The sequence below is a fragment of the Altererythrobacter sp. BO-6 genome (genome assembly GCF_011047315.1).
Taxonomy (GTDB): Bacteria; Pseudomonadota; Alphaproteobacteria; order Sphingomonadales; family Sphingomonadaceae; genus Erythrobacter.
The window spans coordinates 754,312-775,051 of the sequence record NZ_CP049259.1 but is presented as its reverse complement, the minus strand read 5'-3'; the positions used below and the strand labels follow the sequence as shown (position 1 = coordinate 775,051).

Sequence of the window (20,740 nt, the reverse complement as noted above, 5' to 3'; positions counted from 1 at the left end):
CAATTCATCTGCCGGGCTTTAGGGCCCGGTGCGAATTCATCAGATCAAGTTAGCGGAGCGCCTATGTGCGGGATTATTGGCATCGTCGGCAACAGTCCGGTGGCAGACCGGTTGGTCGATGGCCTCAGGCGGATGGAATATCGCGGGTATGACAGTTCCGGCCTGTGCACGATCGACGGCGGCCGCCTGATCCGCCGCCGCGCCGAGGGCAAGCTGGCGAACCTGGTCGAGGTGATGGCCGATGATCCCGCGCCCGGGAATATCGGCATCGCACATACCCGCTGGGCCACGCATGGCGCGCCAACTGCAACCAACGCGCATCCGCATGCGACCGGCGAGGTCGCGATCGTGCACAACGGGATTATCGAGAATTACAAGGAGTTGCGCGCCGAGCTCGTCGCTGCCGGGCGCAGCTTTGAAAGCGAGACGGACAGCGAAGTTGTTGCTCATATGGTGTCGCACCGGGTTGAGGCCGGCATGTCGCCGCAAGAGGCAGTGGCCGACATGCTTCCCCGCCTGCGCGGCGCCTTTGCCCTGGCGATCGCCTTTCGCCAACACCCCGGCCTGCTGATCGGTGCGCGGCTGGGGTCGCCGCTGGTCGTTGGCTATGGTCCCGAAGGTGACGAGGCGGAGATGTACCTCGGCTCTGACGCTTTGGCGCTGGCGAGCCTGACCCAGCGCATTTCCTACCTCGAAGAAGGCGACTGGGTGGTGATCACCCGCGACAGCGCGCGAGTCTACGATTCCGAGAACAACGCGGTCACGCGTGAAATCCAGGCCTCGGGTGCATCGGCGGCGGCGGTGGAAAAGGGCAATTACCGCCACTTCATGCAGAAGGAGATCTACGAGCAGCCGACCGTTGTTGCGCAGACGCTCGGTTCCTATCTGCGCCGCTCGGACAACTCGGTGGCCTTGCCGCAGCTCGATTTTGACATTTCCGCGATCCGCCGCCTCACGATCGTCGCTTGCGGCACCTCCTATTACGCCGGGATGGTGGCGAAATACTGGTTCGAACAGTTCGCCCGTGTGCCGGTCGACATCGATGTCGCGAGCGAATTCCGCTATCGCAATCCGGTGCTGGAAGATGGCGGGCTGGCGCTGTTCATCTCGCAGAGCGGGGAGACGGCAGACACGCTGGCGGCATTGCGCCATTGCAAGGAAAACGGGCAGGTCATCGGCGTGGTCGTCAACGTGCCGACCAGCACCATGGCGCGCGAGGCGGACCTGCTGCTGCCGACCCATGCCGGGCCGGAAATCGGCGTTGCCTCGACCAAGGCCTTCACCTGCCAACTGGCCGTGCTGGCCGCGCTGGCGGCGCATATGGCGGTGAAGAAAGGGCTGATGAGCCGCGAGGAAGAGGCGGAAGTGGTCAAGCACCTGCTCGAAGCGCCTGCTGCGCTCAACGCCGCGCTCGACCATGATGACGATATTGCGGCGATGGCGCATCTGATCGCCCCGGCGCGCGACGTGCTCTACCTGGGTCGCGGGCAGGATTATCCGCTGGCACTTGAGGGTGCGCTGAAGCTCAAGGAAATCAGCTATATACACGCCGAAGGTTATGCTTCGGGTGAAATGAAGCACGGCCCGATCGCGCTGATCGACGACAAGGTGCCGGTGGTGGTGATCGCGCCGTCGGGCCCGCTGTTCGAAAAGACCGTGTCCAACATGGAAGAGGTGCGCGCGCGCGGCGGGCAGGTTGTGCTGATTTCGGACGCGGAGGGCCTTGCCCATGCTGGCGAAGGCTGCATCGCCACGATCGAAATGCCTGTCGTCCACCCGCTGATCGCGCCGCTGGTCTATGCCGTACCGGTGCAATTGCTGGCCTATCACGTGGCTGTGGTGAAGGGCACGGATGTCGACCAGCCCCGCAATCTGGCGAAGTCGGTGACAGTCGAATAGCGGCCGATCTGCTGTGATGTAGCAGTGCGCCCTGGCTGATTGCCTGGGTTGCTGGCAGTGGTAACCAGACGCGGATGAAAACGGCTCCAACAGACTGGCGCGATCTTCTATTGGCGGGTCAGCCGCTAAGCGACGAAGATATCCAGCTGGAACTAGAGGATCTGGCGAAGGAGATTGTTCCGCCCAAGGTCGACTTCGCGAGGCTGCGCAAATCAATCCTCTATCCCGCCCTGCTCGATCTCGGTTTTCAGCGACAAGGCACGGGTTTCTGCCGCGAAATCGGTGCGTTCATGGCCTCGCTTGAAGTGATCCGGGATAAGTCCAACCGCGCGTTCCGGATCGACCTTGGTTTCCACCCGCTGGCGATATGGGACCCGGCAGCGAATGGCGAGTGGCCCGCCACAACCTCCCTTTTGCGCGGATCGATCACCTTTCCGGGCGGGCTCTGCTGGTGGAAGCATGGCCTGGATGAGGCAGCGACCCGCGCGGTCCTGCAGGCGGCGGCAAGCTACCTTCGTACCGAACTGCTACTTGGATTGGAGCAGGTGGTGGCTTTCTGCGAAAGCGCGAGTCCGTCGCAACTGGCCGATATACCGCCGTGGCTGGACCCACTCATCAGCGATGCCGTCTGCTTCGCACGTTACCGGCATGCCGCTGGGCGCAAGGTTGAAGCGGCTGAATTCGCGCAGGCCGCCTTGGCTGCAATGCCTCCTCCCGGCCCGTTGGCGCATCTCCAGCCGCCGCGGCCGATCGAGCTGGAAATGCGGCGGCTAGCTGGGGAGCGGTAACGGTGCTCGCTATGCGCGCCTTTGTGCCTTAAGCTGGCGGGATGAAAATTTCCGGCGGATGTCATTGCGGTGCAGTGCGGTTTGAGGCCGAGGTCGGGCAAACTCCCGAAGTGCTCGACTGCAATTGTTCGGTCTGCCGGAAGACCGGCTTCCTCCACCTGATTGTACCGCATGCGGATTTCCGGCTCATCAGCGGTCAAGACGATCTAACGTCATACCGCTTTGGTACGGGCGCGGCCGAGCACCTGTTCTGCCGGCACTGCGGGATCAAGAGCTTCTACCAGCCGCGCTCGCACCCGCAGGCCTGGAGCGTGAATTTGCGGTGCCTTGACGATGGCCACGGTCTTGCCCCGAGGATCAGCACCTTCGATGGCCGGAACTGGGAATCCGCAGCCGAAAATCTGAAGCACGGTTAAAGCGCGCGGGGATAGCGTTAACCACCAACTTTCGCTCAGCTTTACTGCCGCATAACCTTTGAGGGTTAATTGCGCGTGCATGAGCGAGCACGACGCCACCCTGCCGCAAACGGCGCCGCAGTTGACCGCTGCCGCTGTGCTGGGGCTGACCAGTCCCGAAGGGGAAGACTGGTCGCGGCTGCGCGGGCTGCAATACTCGGCGCTCGACAAGCTCACCCCGGTTCGCCTGCTGTCGCACACAGTGCTGGCCGCGCTGGCCGTCTGGTTGCTGCATGGCAGCGTCGACCCGCTGTGGCTGTGGCCGTGGCTGGCGGCGGTGCTGCTGGTGCAGATGCGCGGCCTCAAAACCGACCGCCAGCTGGCCGGGGCAGACCGCCGCCAAGTCAAGCTGGAAGACATGCTGGCGCATTGTTCCACCCCGCTACTCACCGGGACACTCTGGGCTGTCGCACTGGCCGCTTTTGCGCCGGTTGCGGGCGGCATGGGCGCAGCGGCGGTCTGGGCGGCAGTCGGCTGCCTCGTGCTCAGTTCGGTCGTGTTCTACAGCGTTGTGCCGCTGGGCGTGGTGGTCTTCACCGGCGTCCTCTCGCTTGGCGGACTGATCGGCCTGTGGCGCATGGATATGCTGGAACTTGCACCACTTGTGGCGGGCTTCGCAGCAATGGCCGCGATTGGCGCGGTCAAGGAGGGGCGCGCCATGCTGAAGGCGCGGATCAGCGAAGTCAGCATCGCGGAGAAGGATGCGGTCGTCTCGCTCTTGCTGCGCGAATTCGAAGAGAACGAGGCCGATTGGCTGTGGGAGATCGATCCCGCTCGGCGCACCCGCGGCGTTTCGCCTCGCTTTGCCTTTGCCTTGGGCATCGAAGCGCAACAGGCGGAAGGCAAGCCGATCCTTGAGCTGATCGCAGGCCGGGGATGGGAGGGCGGCGCACTGCCAGCCAGCCTGCACGAGCTCGCCAACAAGCTGCAGAACCGCCAGAGCTTCTCGAACCTGATGGTCGAAGTTTCGATCCGCGGGTCACGCCGCTGGTGGGAGCTGTCAGGCACCCCGATGCTTGACGAACGCGGCAAGTTCCTGGGCTTTCGCGGGGTTGGCTCAGACGTCACCGCCCAGCGCAGATCCTCTGAGAAGATCGCCTATCTGGCAAGGTATGACACGCTGACATCGCTGCCCAACCGGTTGCAGCTGACCGAGGCGATCGGCGATGCGATGAACTATGCCGGGAAGTGGCGCACGCGCTGCGCCTTCCTGATGATCGACCTCGACCGGTTCAAGTCCGTGAACGATTCGCTCGGCCACCAGATTGGTGACGCGCTGCTGGCGCAGGTCTCGGCGCGGCTCAAGGCGCTGATGGGTGAAAACCAGCTGTGCGGCCGCCTGGGGGGCGATGAATTCGCTGTGGTGATTCGCGATGCCACAGATCACCGTGTGATCGAGCGGGTCGCGCAGTTGATCATCGAGCGGCTTTCCGAGCCCTATGCGGTCGAAAACCATACACTGTTCGTGGGGGCCAGCGTCGGTTCTGCCATTGCCCCGCGGGACGGTCGCACGGTCGAGGAACTGATGCGCAATGCCGACCTTGCGCTTTACCGCGCGAAGGATGGCGGCGGCGGCCAGCACTGCCAGTTCGAACCGATCCTGCACGCTTCAGCAGAAGAGCGGCGCAAGCTCGAATTGTCACTGCGCGGCGCGCTCGACCGCGAGGAGCTGGCGCTGCAATACCAGCCGGTGGTGGACGCCAAGAGCGAGCAGGTTGTCAGCTTCGAAGCGCTGGTCCGCTGGCACAGCCCGGAACACGGCTTTGTCAGCCCGGCGAAATTCATTCCGGTAGCCGAGGATACCCGGATGATCCTGCCGATCGGGCGCTGGGTGCTGCGGCAGGCCTGCCGCGAGGCGCGCAAATGGCCCGAAAATGTGAAGGTCAATGTCAACGTATCGCCTGAACAGCTGCTCGACCCGGCGTTTACCGACGATGTGGTGAAGGCACTGAGCGACAGCGGCCTGAGGCCGCAGCGGCTGGAAGTGGAAGTAACGGAAAGCATCTTCCTGCGCGATGCCAGCCTGGCGCGCAGCGCGCTGGAACAGGTGATGGCGCTGGGATGCAGCGTGGCGCTTGACGATTTCGGCACCGGCTATTCCTCGCTCGGCTACATCCGCAAACTGCGCTTTTCGACGATCAAGATCGACCGCACCTTCGTGAAGGGCGCGGAACAGCAAAGTGCGGAAAGCCTCGCCATCATCCGCGCGGTGGTGGCGATGGCCCAGAGCCTCGACATGACCACCACGGCGGAAGGGGTCGAAACGATCGAGGAAGTCGAGATGATCCGCGCGCTCGGCTGCGACAAGATCCAGGGCTATTACTTCGGCAGGCCGATGGACTCCGAAGATGCGCTCAAGCTGTTCAACGAAGCAGACCGCCGCCGCGCTTGAACGCCGTGCGGCGAAAGATCAGGCGGCGACGAGGCTGGAAACCACGCTTTCGAACAGCCTGCGCCCGTCGCGGCTGCCCAGCACGTCCTCGATCGCGCGTTCAGGGTGCGGCATCATGCCCAATACATTGCCTTGTGCATTGAGAATCCCGGCGATGTCGCGGAGCGACCCGTTGCAGGGCTCGGCATAGCGGAAGGCCACGCGGCCTTCGCCTTCGATCCGGTCCAGCGTGGCTTCGTCGGCGAAAAAATTGCCGTCATGATGCGCCACCGGGATGCGGACTGTCTCGCCCGCTTCGTAGGCACCGGTGAACAGCGACTGGGTATTCTCGACCTTCAGCGGCACGGTGCGGCAGATGAAATTCTGGCTGGCATTGCGCATCAGCGCGCCGGGCAGCAGACCGGCCTCGGTCAGCACCTGGAAGCCGTTGCACACGCCCAGTACCGGCACGCCTGCCTCTGCGGCCTTGATCACGGCGCGCATGATCGGGCTGCGCGCGGCCATGGCGCCCGAACGCAGGTAATCGCCATAGGAAAAGCCGCCGGGTAGGGCGATGAAGTCCAGCCGTTCGGGCAGATCGGCATCGCCGTGCCACACACGCAGCGCCGGGGCGCCAGACACCGCTTCGATCGCCACCGCCATGTCGCGGTCACAGTTTGAACCGGGAAAGGTGATGACGGCGGCGCGGAAAGCCATCAGGCGTGCTCCGCCTGGCCGATCTTTTCGACCGTGTAGTCCTCGATCACCATATTGGCGAGCAGCTTGCGGCACATCTCGTCGAGCGCCGCGTCGCTGGTGCCATCGGCCACGTCCAGCTCGATTACACGGCCAATACGGACATCCTCGACACCGCTGAAACCGAGGCCTTCGAGCGCATGGTGCACCGCGCGCCCCTGGGGGTCGAGCACGCCGGGTTTGAGGCGGACCAGGACGCGGACTTTCATGGGCGGCTCCTCGCAAAGCTTGGCGCGGGGCGGCGGCCCCGCTCTTTGGCGGTGCCTATAGCGGGAAACGCGCGAAGCGCAATCGGCGGGCTTCGGTTGCCCACCGTGGCGGCGGTTCAGGCAGCAGGCTCCGGCGCTTTGGGTACGACCAGGATTTCGACCGCTTCACCGGCACCGAGATACTGCTGCGCTGTCACAACTAGATCCTCGACCGTGAAGCCCCTGAGCGTGTCCGGCGCGGCGAAATAGCGATCCAGACGGTCATTCTCGCTCTGTGCGCGGTCAGCCAGGGTCATCCAGCCGCCGAGCGACTTGAGCATGTTGTCATAGCCTTCCAGCATCGGCTGGCGGGCGCGATTGACTGTGTCTTCGTCCAGCTTGCCTTCGCGTAGCTCGGTGACCATCCCGGCAATCGCCGCGCGGGCGGCATCAAGCTGCGCGTAATCGACCGCCACGCTGAGGCTGAACGTGCCATAGCCGCGCCAGATCTTCGACATCGAGCTGTCGGCGCTGGGTGAATAGGCCTGGCCCAGCTCTTCGCGCAGCACCTCCTGCAAGCGGACCTGCACGATCCGGCCCAGCAGCTCCAACCGCAGGGTTTCGCGCAGATCGCTGTCATCGGTGGTCGGCCAGACCATGCGGATCAAGGCCTGGTCCCGTTCGCCGCTGTGGGTCAGCATGCGGGGGCCGCGTTGAACGGTGAAAGGCCGCTGCCGGGCATCGTCGCGCGGCTGGAATTCAGGCTCGCGCGGGGGCAGCGCACCAAGGGTCGCCGCTACGGCATCGATTGCCGCCTGCTCGTCGAAGTCGCCGACCAGTGCGAGTTCGATCGCGCCATTGGCAAGGCGATCCCCGATATCGGTGACGAGCTGTCCGAACGTCCGCGCTTCATAGGCCTCACGCGGTTGCAGCGTGAAACGCGGGTCGCCATCGGACAAGATCGCGCCAATCTGGTTGCCCAGCGCTTGCGCAGGCGTGGCATCGAGGCTGGCAAAGAATTGCGCGATGCTGCGGCGGTACCGCTCCTCGCCCTCGCTGCGATAGCCGGGATCGATCAGCCCTGCGGCAAGCAGTTGCAGCTGCAGCTCCAGGTCACGCGGCGTAGTCCCACCGCTCATCTTGAAACCGTCGCTATCGGAGCCGATCGAAAGGCCTACGCTGCGCCCGGCGAGGATCGTGGTCAATTGATCCTGGCTATGAGCGCCAAGTCCACCTGCGGGCAGCGACGTCACCAACGCGGTCTTCAGCGGATCCTCGGTGGTGTTGAGCAAGTCACCGCCGTCCAGCGTCAGGCGATAGCTGATGCGGTCCTTGCGGATATCGGTCTGCTTCAGGTTCAGCCGCACGCTATTGGCGAAGCGGATCATGCGAATGCCGAGCCGCTCGTCGCGCGTGTCGGACGCCACGGCGCCGGGCTTGCCGAAATCCTGATAGGCAAATTCGGCATTGTCGGTCCATTGCGGCGGGGTCAATTCCGCGCCCATCACCTCAGACCATGCCGCGCGCAGCGCTGCGGTGCCGCCGTCGGGCTCGCTGCGGCCCTGGTAGCGGATCAGCGGCGCTTCGAGCATGGTCGCGTCTTCGATCACGGCATACAGCGCAGCCGCGGCGGTGATCTGTCCGGCATAGGCTTCGAACCGTTCCAGCCCGCTTTGCGGCGTCGACGGAATACGCTCGTCATCGACCAGTGAAAGTGCCTGTCCAGCCAGCGCATTATGCGTGCGGGTGGCTGCCCCGCTGGCGGCGTCCTGCAGCGAGGTGCGGATCTGCGCCACCTGTTCGGCGACCTCGGCTGCACTGAAGCCAAAGGCGAGCGCCGTGCGCAAGGCGATACCCGCCGCCACGATGCCTTCGCGCCATTTGCCGTCCTCGCTGCTGACCGTCAGCGTGGTCTGCCGCGCGTCCTCGAACAGGTCGCCCGTGCCGAAGCTGGCTCCGCGAAAGGGGGCGTTGGCGCCGCGCGCCAGCGCCTGCAAGCGGCGATTGATCACGCCATAGCCGACTTGTCGCAGCAGGCCTTGCTGGCGGTTGGCAACGGTGTCCGGCTGGTCCCGCCACTCCGAATAGCGCGACACGCTGACGCTTTCCGGCAGCGCGGGATCGACATAGATGTCGGTTTCGCCCATGCGGTCGAGTGCTACCGGCCCGGTCACCGGCTTGGCCGGATCAGGTGCAGGTTGCCAGTCGGCGAACCAGTGCCGCACCCGCGCTTCCAGCAATTCGATCGGGAAGTCGCCGACGATCACCAGCGTGGTGTTGGCGGGCACGTAATTGCGGCGATAAAAGCCGCGCAGGTCTGCGGCAGAGGCGTTTTCCAGCACTTCCAGCGCGCCGATCGGCAAGCGGTCGGCAAAGCGCGCGCCGGGTGCCGCAAATTCCAGTTGGTCGACCAGCGCCTTGTAAGCGAAATTGGTCCGGTCGCGCCGCTCGGCCAAGATGATCCCGCGTTCCCGGTCGATTGCATCCTGTTCGATCAACAGTTCGCTGGCGGTTTCGCGCATCAGCATCAGCGCCGTTTCCAGCAGGCTTTCGTCATTTCGCGGCAGGTCGAGCCGGTAGACTGTCTGCTCCAACCCGGTGGAAGCATTGGTATCGGCGCCGAACGCCAGCCCCTCGCGCTCCAGCAGCTTGATCATCTCGCCTTCGGGGATGCGCTTCGAACCGTTGAACGCCATGTGCTCCAGGAAGTGGGCGAGCCCGCGTTCGTTCTCCTGCTCGTCGAGCGAGCCGGAGCCGATGTGCAGCCGCACCGCCGCGGTGCCGTCAGGCGTCGCGTTCTGGCGCAGTATATAGCGCATGCCATTGTCGAGCACGCCGAAGCGGGAATTCGGGATCGACCGGGATATCGCTTTGCTCGAACGCCCAGACCGGCTTTGCGCTGGACTGGGGCAGGGCAGGCGAGGATGTAAAGGCAAGCGCGGCCAGCGCCGCCAGACAGGCAGGAATACGCATATGGGCTGCTTACCTGCCCGGCGCCGCCTGACAAGTGGCTGAACTGCTCGAGCCTATTTCTTCGGCGGTTTGGGCACAGTATTGCGCAGCCGGCTGCGGTGGCTCGACAGATCGAACACTTCGCCCGGGCCACTGTCATCGCCTTGCAGCAGGCCCAGCCGCCGCGCAACTTCCTGATAGGCTTCGCTTTCGCCGCCAAGGTCGCGCCGGAAACGGTCCTTGTCGAGCTTTTCGCCGGTCTTCATGTCCCACAACCGGCAGCCATCAGGGCTGATTTCGTCAGCCAGGATCACGCGGCTGTAATCGCCATCATAGATACGGCCGAATTCGAGCTTGAAGTCGATCAGGCGGATGTCGATCGCAGCGAACATGCCGCACATGAAATCGTTGATGCGGATCGCCATGCTGGCGATGTCCTGCATTTCTTCAGGGCCGGCCCAGTTGAAGCAGGCGATATGTTCTTCCGCGATCAGCGGATCGCCCAGCGCATCGTCCTTGTAGTAATATTCGATCAGCGTGTGCGGCAGCGGTTCGCCCTCGGGAATGCCGAGCCGGGTCGAGATCGAACCCGCCGCGACATTGCGCACCACCACTTCGATCGGGATGATTTCGACCTGCCGGACGAGCTGCTCGCGCATGTTCAGGCGGCGGATGAAATGGGTCGGGATGCCGATATGCGCCAGGCGCGTGAAGACATACTCGCTGATGCGGTTGTTGATCACGCCCTTGCCGCTGATCGTGCCCTTTTTTGAGCGTTGAATGCGGTCGCATCGTCCTTGAAATACTGGATCAGCGTGCCCGGTTCGGGGCCTTCGTAAAGGATCTTGGCCTTGCCTTCATAGATCTGGCGGCGACGCGACATGGCGGGGACTTTCTGCTCTCAAAAATACGCCGCCCCGGCTGGCGATGCACTGAGGCAAGGCTGCGGCCGGGGCGAGGAGAATCCCATACCTGCAAGCGGTGAAATTGGCAAACGCGGGAATCGGTAAAGGGCATATGCGATGCGCAGGCGCAGTGGTGCCTCGGGGCGGGATCGAACCACCGACACTACGATTTTCAGTCGTATGCTCTACCAACTGAGCTACCGAGGCATCGCTGCGGCGACGGCGCAAAAAGCACCGGCGAGCGAATGAGAGCGCGCCTATGGCGAAGCTGTGCGCCCTTGGCAAGGGGCAATTGCCGGAAATGCCGCTAGTCGCGATCCTCGCGGATGATTTCGCCCGCAATCTCTTCCGGCGTAGCCAGGCGACCGGGCACGGCATAGCCATCGCCGAACCATTGAGCCAAGTCGCGGTCGCGGCAGCGGCTGGAGCAGAACGGGGCGTGGGCCTCGCTGCGCGGCTTCTTGCATATGGGGCAGGGGCGGGACTTGCTCATCGCGTCACGATCTGGGCGTGCGGGGCTTCGAGTGCAAGGCCGGGGTTGGGCTCTATCCGCACTTCGCGACCCGTGCGGCGCGCGAGTTCGGTGAGCCATTCGGGTTTGAGCTCCGCAGCAACTGCCGGGTGACACGTAAGCAGGATGGCGCCCGCTCCCTCGACCGCCTCTGCCCGGCGCAGCAGCAGGCGGGCCGAAGCGGCGGCGCGATGGCGGGCGATTCGGTGCAAGAGCGAGGGGCGCTCAAGCCGCGCGACGATCTGGACGAGGCCGAAGCCGTTCATCGCGGTGCGTTCATGCGGCCATTCTTGCAGGCATTCCTCAAGCCGCGCATCGATTACCTTGCGGTCTGATTTGTCCTGAACCGTCGGGAAGTCGATCCCGATATTGCCACCCAGGTCGAACCGCTTGAGCGCGCGGGCCATCACCGGGATCGCGTTCGACCATATCGCCCGATCGGGGCCGCCATCGACATCGATCAGCGTCATCGCGGGCGTTTCTGCAAACAGCAGTGCGCCGCCATGGAAGTCGACCTGCTGGCGCGCGGCATCGAGCCACAATTCGTCCCAATCGGCAGAAGCGGGAAAGCGGCGGGTGATTTCGACATCGTGCCCCTCTTCGCGCAGTGCCTCGGCCAGCGAGAGGGCGGGGCGGGCATCGGCCTCGCAATGGCGCGCCTGCGCCAGTTTCAGCCGCCCGCGCTCGGCAATCGCTTCGCGGGTTACCCGCATGCGGACCAGTGCGCCGATGCTGATGCGCCGGGGGATCAGCGTGCCAAAAGCTTGCTGGCCATTGGGGAATTCGACCAAGCCAGCCGAACCTTCGCCCAAGCGCTGCCGCAGGATAGCATCAGCGACTTCGCCCACCACCAGTTGTGCGCCGGGCCATTGGACGCGGGCTTCTTCAATACCATCTTTGGTCAGCCGGATCGCGCGGTGCTCGCCGATCCCTTCCTCGACCAGCCACTCAGCCAATGGAGAAACCTGCCGACTTGAGCAGCGCCCGAGTTTCGAACAGCGGCAGGCCGACCACGCCCGAATGGCTGCCTTCGATCCAGGCGATCAAGCCTTCGGCCGCGCCCTGGATAGCATAGCCGCCGGCCTTGCCGTGCCATTCCCCGCCCGCGAGATAGGCCGCGATCTCTTCCTCGCTCAACCGTTTGAAGCGAACCGAAGTTTCGCTCAGCCGCTCGCGCAGCCCGCCGTCAGGCACTCTGAGCGCGATCGCCGACAAGACCCGGTGGCGGCGGCCCGACAACAATTCCAGGCAGCGCCGCGCGGTCGCTTTGTCTTCAGCCTTGGGCAGGATGCGGCGACCTAAAGCCACCACCGTGTCGCCCGCCAGCACATGGCCGTCCGCCGGGACAGCCAAGGCCTTTTCGCGAGCCATGCGTATGGCATAGTCACGGGGCAACTCGCCTTTATGCGGCGTTTCGTCGATTTCGGCAGGCAGGACCGCGTCGGGCTCGATGCCGAGCCGCGCGATCAGTTCGCGCCGCCGCGGGCTGGCCGAAGCAAGGATGAGATGGGGCGCGCTCATGCGAGAGCGGCGCGCTTATTGCGGGCCGGGACCGCCCCGACCGGGCATGAAGCGATAGGTGATGCGCGCCTTGGTCAGGTCATAGGGCGTCAGCTCGCACAGCACTTCGTCACCCACCAGCACGCGGATGCGGTTCTTGCGCATCTTGCCTGCGGTATGGCCGAGAACTTCATGGCCGTTTTCGAGCTCCACCCGGAACATCGCGTTGGGCAGCAGTTCCACCACCTTGCCGCGCATTTCGAGGAGTTCTTCCTTGGCCATGTAAATCCTTAAGCTGTCATGTTTGTGTGCGAATTGGCGCGCGCTTTAGCCGTGCCGGGAGCAAAATGGAAGCCTCGTGCGTTAGGGCACGTAATCTCGTTGCATCCGAAACCAGACACGCTTCGTATGTTTTGATGCAAACCAATACATTTCAGCCGCTTGTGCGGGATCAAGATTTGAGGAAAGGGCGCTCTTGATGAGCCCGAAAAACCTGTTTTTGCTAGGCAGCAGCCTGGCGTGGACCCTTGTTGCAACCGCGCAGGCGGAAGATCAGTCCGTTTCGGCGAGCGCCGGGCAGGGACAGGATGTGATCATCGACGATCCCGGCGGCGCCGTGGATCCGGGCAATGATATCGTGGTGACGGCAGAGCGCCTGCGTGGCCAGTTGCGGGTCGAACAGGCGCCAGTGCTGGAACTCAATGAGCAGGATATCCTCGCCATCGGCGCCACATCCGTGGCGGATCTGATCGCAGCGATTGCCCCGCAGACCGGCTCCTCGCGCGGCCGCGGTGGCGGTCAGCCGGTGTTCCTCGTGAACGGCATCCGTATCGGCAGCTTCCGCGAATTGCGCAGCTATCCGCCGGAATCGATCGCCAAGGTCGAGGTGCTGCCCGAAGAGGTCGCGCAGAAGTTCGGCTTCCCGCCCGATCGCAGGGTCGTGAACATGATCCTCAAGGACAATTATTCCAGCCGCGAGATCGAACTGGAATTCGAAGGCCCGGATCGCGGCGGCTATTTCCGCAACGAACAGCAATTCACGCTGCTGCGGATCAAGGATGGCGGCAGGCTCAACGTCAACCTGGAGGCAAGCGATATCTCGTCGCTGACCGAGTCCGAACGCGACATCATCCAGACGCCCGGTTCCATGCCCGATATCAGCGGCGACCCCGATCCGGCGCTTTATCGCAGCCTGGTGGCAGACAGTCGCAACATTGAAGCGACCGCCAACTGGGCCAAGGCCTTTATCGACAGCGGTTCCTCGATCAGCCTCAACGCCACCTATGAACGGGATGACAGCCTGAACCTGTCAGGCCTGAACACGGTGATTTTGCGGGATGATCCGCTCTTGCCGGGAGTTTTGCGCACCTTCGGGGCGGACAACCCGCTTGAAGTGCGCACCGCCAGCGACACCTTCTCGTCGGCAGGAACCTATACGCGGCCATTGGGGGACTTCCAGTTCACCGCGACATCGGATTTCTCGCTTTCGGAGACGGAAACCGAGATCGACCGGCGGGCCGATACGCAGGCGCTGGTCGCTGCTGCCCTCAGCGGCACGCTGGCGATTGATGGACCATTGCCGGATGTGGCCGATGCCGGTTTCGACATTTCGCAGCGGCGCACGATCGTGTCCGAAAACAAGCTGACGCTGCGCGGCACCCCAGTCTACCTTCCCGCCGGCGAATTGAGCACGACCTTCGACCTTGGCTTCGACTGGCGCCGCATCGAATCCGCCGACACACGCTCTGCCCAAGATGCCAAGCTGACGCGTCGCCGTCTCGAAGGCGGGGTAAATGTGGCGATCCCGCTGACGAGCCGGCGCGAAGGCGTGCTCGACGCGCTCGGCAGTTTCACGCTCAATGGCAGTCTCGGCTTCGAGGACCTGTCCGATTTCGGATCACTGATCGACTGGACAGCAGGGCTCAATTGGTCGCCGTGGGACAATCTCGATTTGCAGGCGACCTATGTCTGGCGCGAGGCTGCACCGTCCCTGAGCGATCTCGGCAACCCACGCACCGAAACGCTCAATGTCCCGGTGTTCGACCTGGTCAATGGCGAAACCGTGCTGGCCACGGTGATCTCGGGCGGCAACCCGGACTTGCTCAAGGAAACGCAGCGTGACTGGCGCTTCAGCGCGACCTGGGAGCTGCCCTTCATCAAGGACACCCAGCTGTCGGCAGAATATATCCGCAACCGCTCGCGCGACGTTACGGGCCAGTTTCCGGCGCTGTCGGCAGCGATCGAAGCCGCATTCCCGGGACGGGTCACGCGCGATACCGACGGCACGCTGCTGACGCTCGACCGGCGCCCGGTCACCTATGCGCGGACCCGCAACGAGCGGCTGGTTTTCGGCATTACCACGCGCGGCTCGATCGGTTCTTCGGGCGGACGTGGAGGCGGCGAGGAACGCCGTGGGCCGCCCCCGGGTGCTGGTGCGCCACCGCCGCAACAGGGTGCTCCGACCGAGGAGCAGCGCGCGCGCTTCATGGCCTTCCGCGAGCGGCTTTGCGCTGATGACGGGATGACATTCCTTGAGCAGCTGGCCGGCGCGATCGAACGCGGAGAAGACCTGTCGAGCCAATTCCCCGGCCTGGACCTGAGCCGCGCGCAGGGCATGCTGGAGCGCTTCAAGGGTACAGACGGCACGATCGATCGCGCCCGGCTGGGCGAATTCCGAGAGCGGATCTGCAGCATGGACCCGGCGCAGATGCGTGGCGGGCCAGGTGGTCCTCAGGGTGGTCCCCCTCAAGGTGCCCCGGCTGCCGGTCGCGGCGGGCCAGGCGGTGGCGGCATGCCGGGCTTTGGCGGCGGACGCGGCGGTGGCGGGCGCTACTTCTTCAACCTCACCCACACGATCGAGCTCGACAACCAGATCCTGATTGCCGACGGCGGCCCGCTGCTCGACCTACTGGAGGGCGATGCGCAGGGTGATTTCGGCCAGTCCAAGCACTCGACGCGGCTTGAGGGCGGCCTGTTCCTTGACCGCAAGGGCGGCCTCCGCATCTCGGGGACCTACACCGGCAAGGCGCGGATCGACGGCAATCTGGCTACTGGCGCCAGCCCGCTGTTCTTCGACGATATCGTTCGTTTCGACATCCGACTGTTCGCAAATATCGGCGAATTGGCGAAAGCCGAGCGCGGCTTCCTGAAGGGTGCGAGCATTTCGCTGCGGGCCGACAACATATTCGATGCCCAGCGCCGGGTGCGCGATGCCGATGGCAACACGCCGCTGCGCTACCAGCCGCTGCTGCTTGACCCGACCGGGCGCTATCTGGGGATCGACCTCAGGAAGATGTTCTGACGCGCCAACACCGGCGGCCGCTGCCTAGCGGAAGCCGGTGTTCGGGAACATCCATTGCTGTGCCAGCGACGGTTCGAACGGCATCCAGTCCCCTTCGGCCTGGGCCAGCCGGTCAGCGATGGCGATCATCACGCTGGGATTGACGCCAAGGCCGCAGTGGCTGGCGTATACCTCAATGTTCTCGCTGGGCGTGCGGGTGGGCTTCTGCACCGAACCGCGCCAGTGAACGATCCCGTCGGTCTTGGTCAGGATCGAAGTGGTTGGCACCGGCGGTGCCTCGTCTAGGCCCTGGAACCGGCCCCCGCGCATCGGCTCAGGCTCCTTGCCGTTGAGCAATTCGAACAGCCTCCGCGCGTTGGTGTGGCCGCGATCGTCCGAGATCGGGCTGCCGAGCGAAATTACCAGTCGCACCCGCTCGGGATGAAGCTTGGCGAGTTCGCGCGCCAGTACGCCGCCCAGGCTCCAGCCGACCAGCGAGACCTTGCGGCCGCTTTCGTCGTTGAGCCGCTTGAGCTGGTTTTCGAGCCGCGCAATCAGCGCGTTGTCGACCCGGACATTGCGCCCGCTGTCCCAGCCATGCGCGTCATAGCCAAGGTCACTCAGCAGCCGCCGCATCGGTGCGGTGGAGTTGTTGGTCGCCATGAAGCCGGGCAGCACCTTCACCGCATGCCCGTCACCGCGCGGCAATTGCGCCAGAAACGGTCGTGTTAGGTAGAACGCGCCGAGTTCGAAGAAGGCGCGGCCTTCGGCAAAGGTCCAGAACCGGCTGGGCGGGCGCGCCGCCCGGTCAAACTCTTCCTCTACCATTGCCAGTGTGGCCATTTTTGCGTCCCTCCGGTTGTTCTGATGTCGGCCCATCAGGCCTTTTTGGCCTTGCTTGCTGCGGTCTTGCGCTTCGCGGTTGCAGGCCGTTTCGATGTAGTTGCCGCCGGTTTCTTGGTGGCGGCTATGTTTTTCGCTGCGCTTTTTGGTGCGGGCATCTTCGCCGCACGCTTCTTTCGTGTCGCAGGCTTCTTGGCAGGCGCTTTGGCCTTTGCAGGCGCTTTGGCCTTGGCAGCCGGTTTCGCTTCCAGAGCCCTGGCTGCGGCCAGCAGTTCGTTGAAGCTGTCCTCGATGCACTGGATGTAGAATTCCGGATCGGGCAGCGCTTCGCGGCAGGCGGTGAAACTGATCGTCGCTTCGTCGCAATAGCTTTGCACCACGTGGCCCAGGCCCAGCCCGTCATTGAGGCACAGCAGGCCCATCATGCTTTCCAGCTGCGCGCCGGTGGAAAAGATCGGGATCGGCGGACCGGGGACATTGGTCACCACGGTCGTGAACGGCGGGCCGACGCCGCGATTGGCAAGGCCAAGGCGGGTGTAGAGCTGCGCGCCAAGCGACATCCACAGCGCCGGGCTGACCTTGCTCACTTCGGTCATATTGCGCGCGCCCAGCGCATCGGTCATCGCCTTGCTGTTGGTGGTCTGCGAATGGACGTATCTCAGCCGTTCGACCGGGTCTGCGATGTGTGTGCCCAGCGGCGCGATCATTGCGGCAACCTGGTTGCCCATGTCGCCCTTTTCTTCGCCCGCGCGGACCGAAATCGGCGCCATGGCGGTAAGCGTCTTCTTGGGCAGATCATCCTTGGCGACGAGGTATTTGCGCATCGCCCCGCCAACGATGGTCAGGAACACGTCATTGACCTTGCAGCCGGGATCGAGCGCGCGGATCGCCTTGATGTCGGCCAGCTTGAAGCTGCGTCCTTCGACCACGCGATGCGGGGAAATAACCTTGTTGAAGCGCGTCTTGGGCGCCAGCATCTCACCCGAAAGATTGAATTCCTTCGAGATCAGGCCCTTGACCGCCTTGGCCAGGCCCGGCGCGGCGCGCGCGGCAACTTCAAGCTGCTTGAGCGGGTTGGTGACCGCATTGAAATAACTCTTGCCCAGCAGCTCGACCGGGTTGGGGACCCTTTCCGGCTTCCACTTGTCGGGCTTGTCCGGCGGAGGATCGTCGGGCCGCAGTGTGTGCATCGCCTCCATCAGGTCGATCCCGCTCATCCCGTCGATCGCGGCATGGTGGACCTTGGTGACCATGGCGAAACAGCCTTTGGGTACGCCCGGGACATTGTCGAGCCCCTCGACCACGGTGAATTCCCACGGCGGCCGATTCAGGTCGAGCGGGCGGGCGAAGATGCGCGCGGCCTGGATGCACAATTGCCGCCAGTCGCCCGGCTTGGGCAGCGCGACGTGCCGGACGTGGTATTCCAGGTCGAAATCCGGGTCCTCGATCCAATAGGGGTAGTCGAGGTCAAACGGCACCCGCACCAAACGCTGGCGGATCGTGCGCGACAGCTGCATGCGGCTTTCGAAGAAATTCAGGATGTCCTTGAAGCGGACGAAGCCGCCGGGTGCCGTGGCAGGGTTGTAAATCAGGATCGAGCCGATGTGCATCGGCGAATTGCGCGTTTCCAGCGCAACGAAACTGGCGTCCATGCCCTGCAATTGGCGCAATCGGGCTCTCCTGCTGGCGCCGCACTCTTCGCGGTCTGTGCTGCAGACGCTAACAGATGTTGCGTTGCGGTCAACTTGCCGCCCCCGTCAAAGCCTTACCCAAGGGCAGGGTGTGGCGGTTAGAGGGCGTCCCCCGCTGCGACCGCGCTGGCCCAGGCCCACTGGAAATTGTAACCGCCCAGCCAGCCGGTCACGTCAACCGCTTCGCCAATCGCATAAAGGCCAGGAATCTTATTCGATTCCATGGTCTTGGAGCTGAGCTCGGCAGTCGAAATGCCGCCCACCGTGACTTCGGCCTTGGCGAAACCCTCGCTGCCATTGGGGTGGAAAGTCCAGCGCCGCAGTTGCTCCTCGGCAGCTTGCAGCGCCTTGTCGGACGCGTTGCCGAGTTCGACAGCCAGCCCGATCTTTTCCGCCAGAATATCGGCGAGGCGGTCCGCAAGTGCCTCGCGCAACAGCGACTTGAGCGTGGCGCGCGGATTCTCGCGCTTGGCATCGAGCAGCCAGCCGGGCGCGCGAGCGGGCAGGAAATCCACCGTTACCGGATCCCCCGGACGCCAGTATGAGCTTGCCTGCAGGATCGCCGGGCCGCTGAGGCCGCGATGGGTGAACAGCGCCGCCTCTGCAAAGCTGGCCTTGTTGGCAGTAGCCACCACGGGTGCGGAAACGCCCGAAATCTCGCGGAACAGCACTTCCTCCCCGCCCAGCGTCAGCGGGACGAGGGCGGGGCGCGGTTCGACCACCTTCAGCCCGAACTGCCGGGCCAAGCCATAGGCGTATCCGGTTGCGCCCATCTTGGGGATCGACGGTCCGCCGGTCGCGATTACGAGCTTGTCGGCAGTTGCGATTTGTCCACTCGCCATCACCGCAAACCGCCCGGCATCGTGCTCTACGGCGGTCACTTCGGCGTTGCAGCGCACTTCGACAGCGCCTTTCGCACATTCGGCCAACAGCATGTCGACAATTTGCTGCGCGGGTCCGTCACAGAACAGCTGGCCCAGCGTCTTTTCGTGCCAGGCGATGCCGTAACTATCGACCAGCTCGATGAAATCCTGCGGCGTGTAGCGTGCCAGCGCGCTCTTGGCGAAATGCGGATTGGCGGACAGGTAGTTCGCTGGCCCCGCGCCGAGATTGGTGAAATTGCAGCGCCCTCCGCCTGAAATCAGGATCTTCTTGCCCGGTTTCTCAGCCTTTTCGAGCACCAGCACGCGCTTGCCGCGCTGCCCCGCGCGCGCGGCGCACATCAAGCCGGCGGCCCCAGCGCCAAGTATAATTGCGTCGTAGGCGTCAGTCACAGGTTACGGCGTTTCCGGCTTAAGCTCGATGCTGCGCCGCGCAATAAAGTAGAGCGCGGTTCCCACAAACAGCAATCCTGCAAATGTGGTCCACGCCTCGCTATCCGCATGGGTTCCAATCCAGACCGACGAAGCGAATGCCAACAGCGCCATGACCAGATGTAGCGGCTTGATCCGGCCTTCGCGATGCTCGATCATCGGCAACGCTGCGGCGCTGATGACATAGGTAAGCAGGCGCGTCAGCGTGCTGGCGGCCGCCAGAGCCGCAAAGCCGCCGGTCAGGCTCAGCAGGGCTGCGAACAGGCCATAGAACAGGATCGAATTGGCCGGGGTCAAAAACCGGGGATGGATCCTGGCAAACCAATCGGGAAGCATCTGCTGCTCCGCCATGCCAAATGCCATCCGGGGGACGATGATAACGCTCGCAAAATTGTTGGCCATGATCGAAAAACCGGCTGCCAGCACGATCATCACCGCGCCGAACTGGCCCAGGGCGATCTCCGCGGCCCCGGCCAGTGCATTGGTGTTCTCCGTCGGTTCGGTTGCAATCGTCATATAGGCCCAGATGACTGCGACGTAGATCAAGGTCACCCCGGCCAGTGTGGCGATGAGAACCCGCGGCAGGTCGCGCTTGGGGTCCTTCATTTCACCGGCGGGCACGGTCACGCCCTCAAAGCCGATGAAAGCGTAAAACATCAGCAGGATCACTGTCTCTGTTTCACTGAATTGCGGCAGGACTATCGCCGGTGCACTGAAACTGCCGAAGATCGCGGCGAACACGAGGACGCCCAGGGGCGCAAGCTTGAGCACTGTCAGCAGCCCAAGCGCATTTACCGATTTTCGCATGCCGAGCGTGTTGATGATCGTCAGAACCACGATCGTTACAAAGACAGTGGCGGCACCAATCATCCCGTCTTCGAGCACGGGGAAAAGCGCCCCAAAATAGCTGACCATGACATGGGTGTTGGCGGCCAGCGCAACCAGGCCTGAGGCATAGCGGCCCCATCCGGCCTGGAACCCGGCAAAACTGCCGAATGCCGTCTTGCCATAGAGCACGGGTCCGCCCGAACTGTCGAAGCGTGTCGCCAGCCATGCAAAGACGAAGCCCAGCGGCAATATCAGCGCAAAGCCGAACACCATCATCATCGGTGCGAAGCTGCCGACGGCGGCCACCAGCACCGCGGGCAGGGCGAAAATGCCCGAACCGATCATGCCGTTGATCTGGAACAGGGAAAGCCCGAGCACACCGACTGTGCGTGGCGGTGCCAGTTTTTCGCTCATGGATAACCCCCTTTTGCCCAAGCTGAAGGGAAATCGCGCGCCATGC

Annotated in this window: 17 protein-coding genes, 1 tRNA gene and 1 pseudogene; 5 read left to right on the top strand and 14 right to left on the bottom strand. The window is 63.9% G+C overall.

Annotated elements, in window-relative coordinates; translation table 11 throughout:
• Window positions 1-63: 63 nt before the first annotated feature.
• From glmS to G6N82_RS03780, 4 genes are all read left to right on the top strand, one after another.
• Window positions 64-1,899, top strand: a complete 1,836-nt coding sequence (glmS, locus tag G6N82_RS03795) for a glutamine--fructose-6-phosphate transaminase (isomerizing) (RefSeq protein ID WP_165193866.1) — start codon at window positions 64-66, stop codon at window positions 1,897-1,899.
• Window positions 1,900-1,973: 74 nt separating this feature from the next.
• Window positions 1,974-2,687, top strand: coding sequence for a hypothetical protein (locus G6N82_RS03790; protein WP_165193864.1), 714 nt, complete (start codon window positions 1,974-1,976; stop codon window positions 2,685-2,687).
• 41 nt (window positions 2,688-2,728) lie between these two features.
• Window positions 2,729-3,103, top strand: coding sequence for a GFA family protein (locus tag G6N82_RS03785; protein ID WP_165193862.1), 375 nt, complete (start codon window positions 2,729-2,731; stop codon window positions 3,101-3,103).
• 79 nt (window positions 3,104-3,182) lie between these two features.
• The gene (locus G6N82_RS03780) at window positions 3,183-5,534 is read left to right on the top strand and encodes an EAL domain-containing protein (protein ID WP_165193860.1); all 2,352 of its coding nucleotides are present in this window, start codon (window positions 3,183-3,185) and stop codon (window positions 5,532-5,534) included.
• Window positions 5,535-5,552: 18 nt separating this feature from the next.
• Here G6N82_RS03780 and purQ read toward each other — a convergent pair whose 3' ends face one another.
• From purQ to infA, 10 genes and pseudogenes are all read right to left on the bottom strand, one after another.
• Window positions 5,553-6,230: a phosphoribosylformylglycinamidine synthase subunit PurQ gene (gene purQ, locus G6N82_RS03775; RefSeq protein WP_165193858.1), complete on the bottom strand. Its 678-nt coding sequence runs from the start codon at window positions 6,228-6,230 to the stop codon at window positions 5,553-5,555.
• The gene (gene purS / locus G6N82_RS03770) at window positions 6,230-6,478 is read right to left on the bottom strand and encodes a phosphoribosylformylglycinamidine synthase subunit PurS (protein WP_165193856.1); all 249 of its coding nucleotides are present in this window, start codon (window positions 6,476-6,478) and stop codon (window positions 6,230-6,232) included. Before purS ends, purQ begins: the two co-directional genes overlap by 1 nt.
• Window positions 6,479-6,594: 116 nt before the next feature.
• Window positions 6,595-9,276, bottom strand: a complete 2,682-nt coding sequence (locus tag G6N82_RS03765; protein WP_165193854.1) for a M16 family metallopeptidase — start codon at window positions 9,274-9,276, stop codon at window positions 6,595-6,597.
• A complete protein-coding gene (locus G6N82_RS03760) occupies window positions 9,242-9,430 on the bottom strand; it encodes a hypothetical protein (protein WP_165193852.1) in 189 nt (62 codons plus the stop codon). The genes G6N82_RS03765 and G6N82_RS03760 overlap by 35 nt, the downstream gene beginning before the upstream one ends.
• A 53-nt stretch (window positions 9,431-9,483) precedes the next feature.
• Window positions 9,484-10,292 (bottom strand): annotated as a pseudogene (gene purC / locus G6N82_RS03755) (phosphoribosylaminoimidazolesuccinocarboxamide synthase).
• Between the two features lie 153 nt (window positions 10,293-10,445).
• Window positions 10,446-10,521: transfer RNA gene (locus G6N82_RS03750), tRNA-Phe, on the bottom strand.
• A gap of 100 nt (window positions 10,522-10,621) precedes the next feature.
• On the bottom strand, window positions 10,622-10,807 hold the full coding sequence (yacG, locus tag G6N82_RS03745) for a DNA gyrase inhibitor YacG (protein ID WP_165193850.1): 186 nt from the start codon (window positions 10,805-10,807) through the stop codon (window positions 10,622-10,624).
• Window positions 10,804-11,781: a ribonuclease E/G gene (locus G6N82_RS03740; protein ID WP_165193848.1), complete on the bottom strand. Its 978-nt coding sequence runs from the start codon at window positions 11,779-11,781 to the stop codon at window positions 10,804-10,806. Before G6N82_RS03740 ends, yacG begins: the two co-directional genes overlap by 4 nt.
• Window positions 11,774-12,346, bottom strand: coding sequence for a nucleoside triphosphate pyrophosphatase (locus G6N82_RS03735; protein ID WP_165193846.1), 573 nt, complete (start codon window positions 12,344-12,346; stop codon window positions 11,774-11,776). Before G6N82_RS03735 ends, G6N82_RS03740 begins: the two co-directional genes overlap by 8 nt.
• Before the next feature lie 15 nt (window positions 12,347-12,361).
• The gene (gene infA / locus G6N82_RS03730; RefSeq protein WP_047806247.1) at window positions 12,362-12,607 is read right to left on the bottom strand and encodes a translation initiation factor IF-1; all 246 of its coding nucleotides are present in this window, start codon (window positions 12,605-12,607) and stop codon (window positions 12,362-12,364) included.
• Between the two features lie 196 nt (window positions 12,608-12,803).
• Here infA and G6N82_RS03725 point away from each other — a divergent pair, with 196 nt between their 5' ends.
• A complete protein-coding gene (locus G6N82_RS03725) occupies window positions 12,804-15,626 on the top strand; it encodes a hypothetical protein (protein ID WP_165193844.1) in 2,823 nt (940 codons plus the stop codon).
• 24 nt (window positions 15,627-15,650) lie between these two features.
• Here G6N82_RS03725 and G6N82_RS03720 read toward each other — a convergent pair whose 3' ends face one another.
• The 4 genes from G6N82_RS03720 to G6N82_RS03705 all read right to left on the bottom strand — a co-directional run bounded on the left by G6N82_RS03720 (window position 15,651) and on the right by G6N82_RS03705 (window position 20,694).
• Window positions 15,651-16,448 (bottom strand): alpha/beta fold hydrolase, encoded by a 798-nt coding sequence (locus tag G6N82_RS03720; RefSeq protein WP_165193842.1) that lies wholly within the window; start codon window positions 16,446-16,448, stop codon window positions 15,651-15,653.
• Window positions 16,449-16,483: 35 nt separating this feature from the next.
• A complete protein-coding gene (locus tag G6N82_RS03715; RefSeq protein ID WP_241255186.1) occupies window positions 16,484-18,118 on the bottom strand; it encodes a wax ester/triacylglycerol synthase family O-acyltransferase in 1,635 nt (544 codons plus the stop codon).
• A gap of 119 nt (window positions 18,119-18,237) precedes the next feature.
• Window positions 18,238-19,413 (bottom strand): NAD(P)/FAD-dependent oxidoreductase, encoded by a 1,176-nt coding sequence (locus tag G6N82_RS03710; RefSeq protein ID WP_165193840.1) that lies wholly within the window; start codon window positions 19,411-19,413, stop codon window positions 18,238-18,240.
• Window positions 19,414-19,416: 3 nt separating this feature from the next.
• Window positions 19,417-20,694, bottom strand: coding sequence for an APC family permease (locus G6N82_RS03705; RefSeq protein WP_165193838.1), 1,278 nt, complete (start codon window positions 20,692-20,694; stop codon window positions 19,417-19,419).
• Window positions 20,695-20,740 lie beyond the last annotated feature (46 nt).

Excerpts from the sequence above, each read along its gene's own strand:
- infA (WP_047806247.1), bottom strand. The coding sequence starts at position 12,607 with ATGGCCAAGGAAGAACTCCTCGAAATGCGCGGCAAGGTGGTGGAACTG.
- G6N82_RS03705 (WP_165193838.1), bottom strand. The coding sequence starts at position 20,694 with ATGAGCGAAAAACTGGCACCGCCACGCACAGTCGGTGTGCTCGGGCTT.
- purS (WP_165193856.1), bottom strand. The coding sequence starts at position 6,478 with ATGAAAGTCCGCGTCCTGGTCCGCCTCAAACCCGGCGTGCTCGACCCC.
- G6N82_RS03725 (WP_165193844.1), top strand. The coding sequence starts at position 12,804 with ATGAGCCCGAAAAACCTGTTTTTGCTAGGCAGCAGCCTGGCGTGGACC.
- G6N82_RS03785 (WP_165193862.1), top strand. The coding sequence starts at position 2,729 with ATGAAAATTTCCGGCGGATGTCATTGCGGTGCAGTGCGGTTTGAGGCC.
- G6N82_RS03780 (WP_165193860.1), top strand. The coding sequence starts at position 3,183 with ATGAGCGAGCACGACGCCACCCTGCCGCAAACGGCGCCGCAGTTGACC.
- G6N82_RS03790 (WP_165193864.1), top strand. The coding sequence starts at position 1,974 with ATGAAAACGGCTCCAACAGACTGGCGCGATCTTCTATTGGCGGGTCAG.
- G6N82_RS03760 (WP_165193852.1), bottom strand. The coding sequence starts at position 9,430 with ATGCGTATTCCTGCCTGTCTGGCGGCGCTGGCCGCGCTTGCCTTTACA.
- G6N82_RS03735 (WP_165193846.1), bottom strand. The coding sequence starts at position 12,346 with ATGAGCGCGCCCCATCTCATCCTTGCTTCGGCCAGCCCGCGGCGGCGC.
- G6N82_RS03720 (WP_165193842.1), bottom strand. The coding sequence starts at position 16,448 with ATGGCCACACTGGCAATGGTAGAGGAAGAGTTTGACCGGGCGGCGCGC.
- yacG (WP_165193850.1), bottom strand. The coding sequence starts at position 10,807 with ATGAGCAAGTCCCGCCCCTGCCCCATATGCAAGAAGCCGCGCAGCGAG.
- glmS (WP_165193866.1), top strand. The coding sequence starts at position 64 with ATGTGCGGGATTATTGGCATCGTCGGCAACAGTCCGGTGGCAGACCGG.
- G6N82_RS03765 (WP_165193854.1), bottom strand. The coding sequence starts at position 9,276 with ATGCGCTATATACTGCGCCAGAACGCGACGCCTGACGGCACCGCGGCG.
- purQ (WP_165193858.1), bottom strand. The coding sequence starts at position 6,230 with ATGGCTTTCCGCGCCGCCGTCATCACCTTTCCCGGTTCAAACTGTGAC.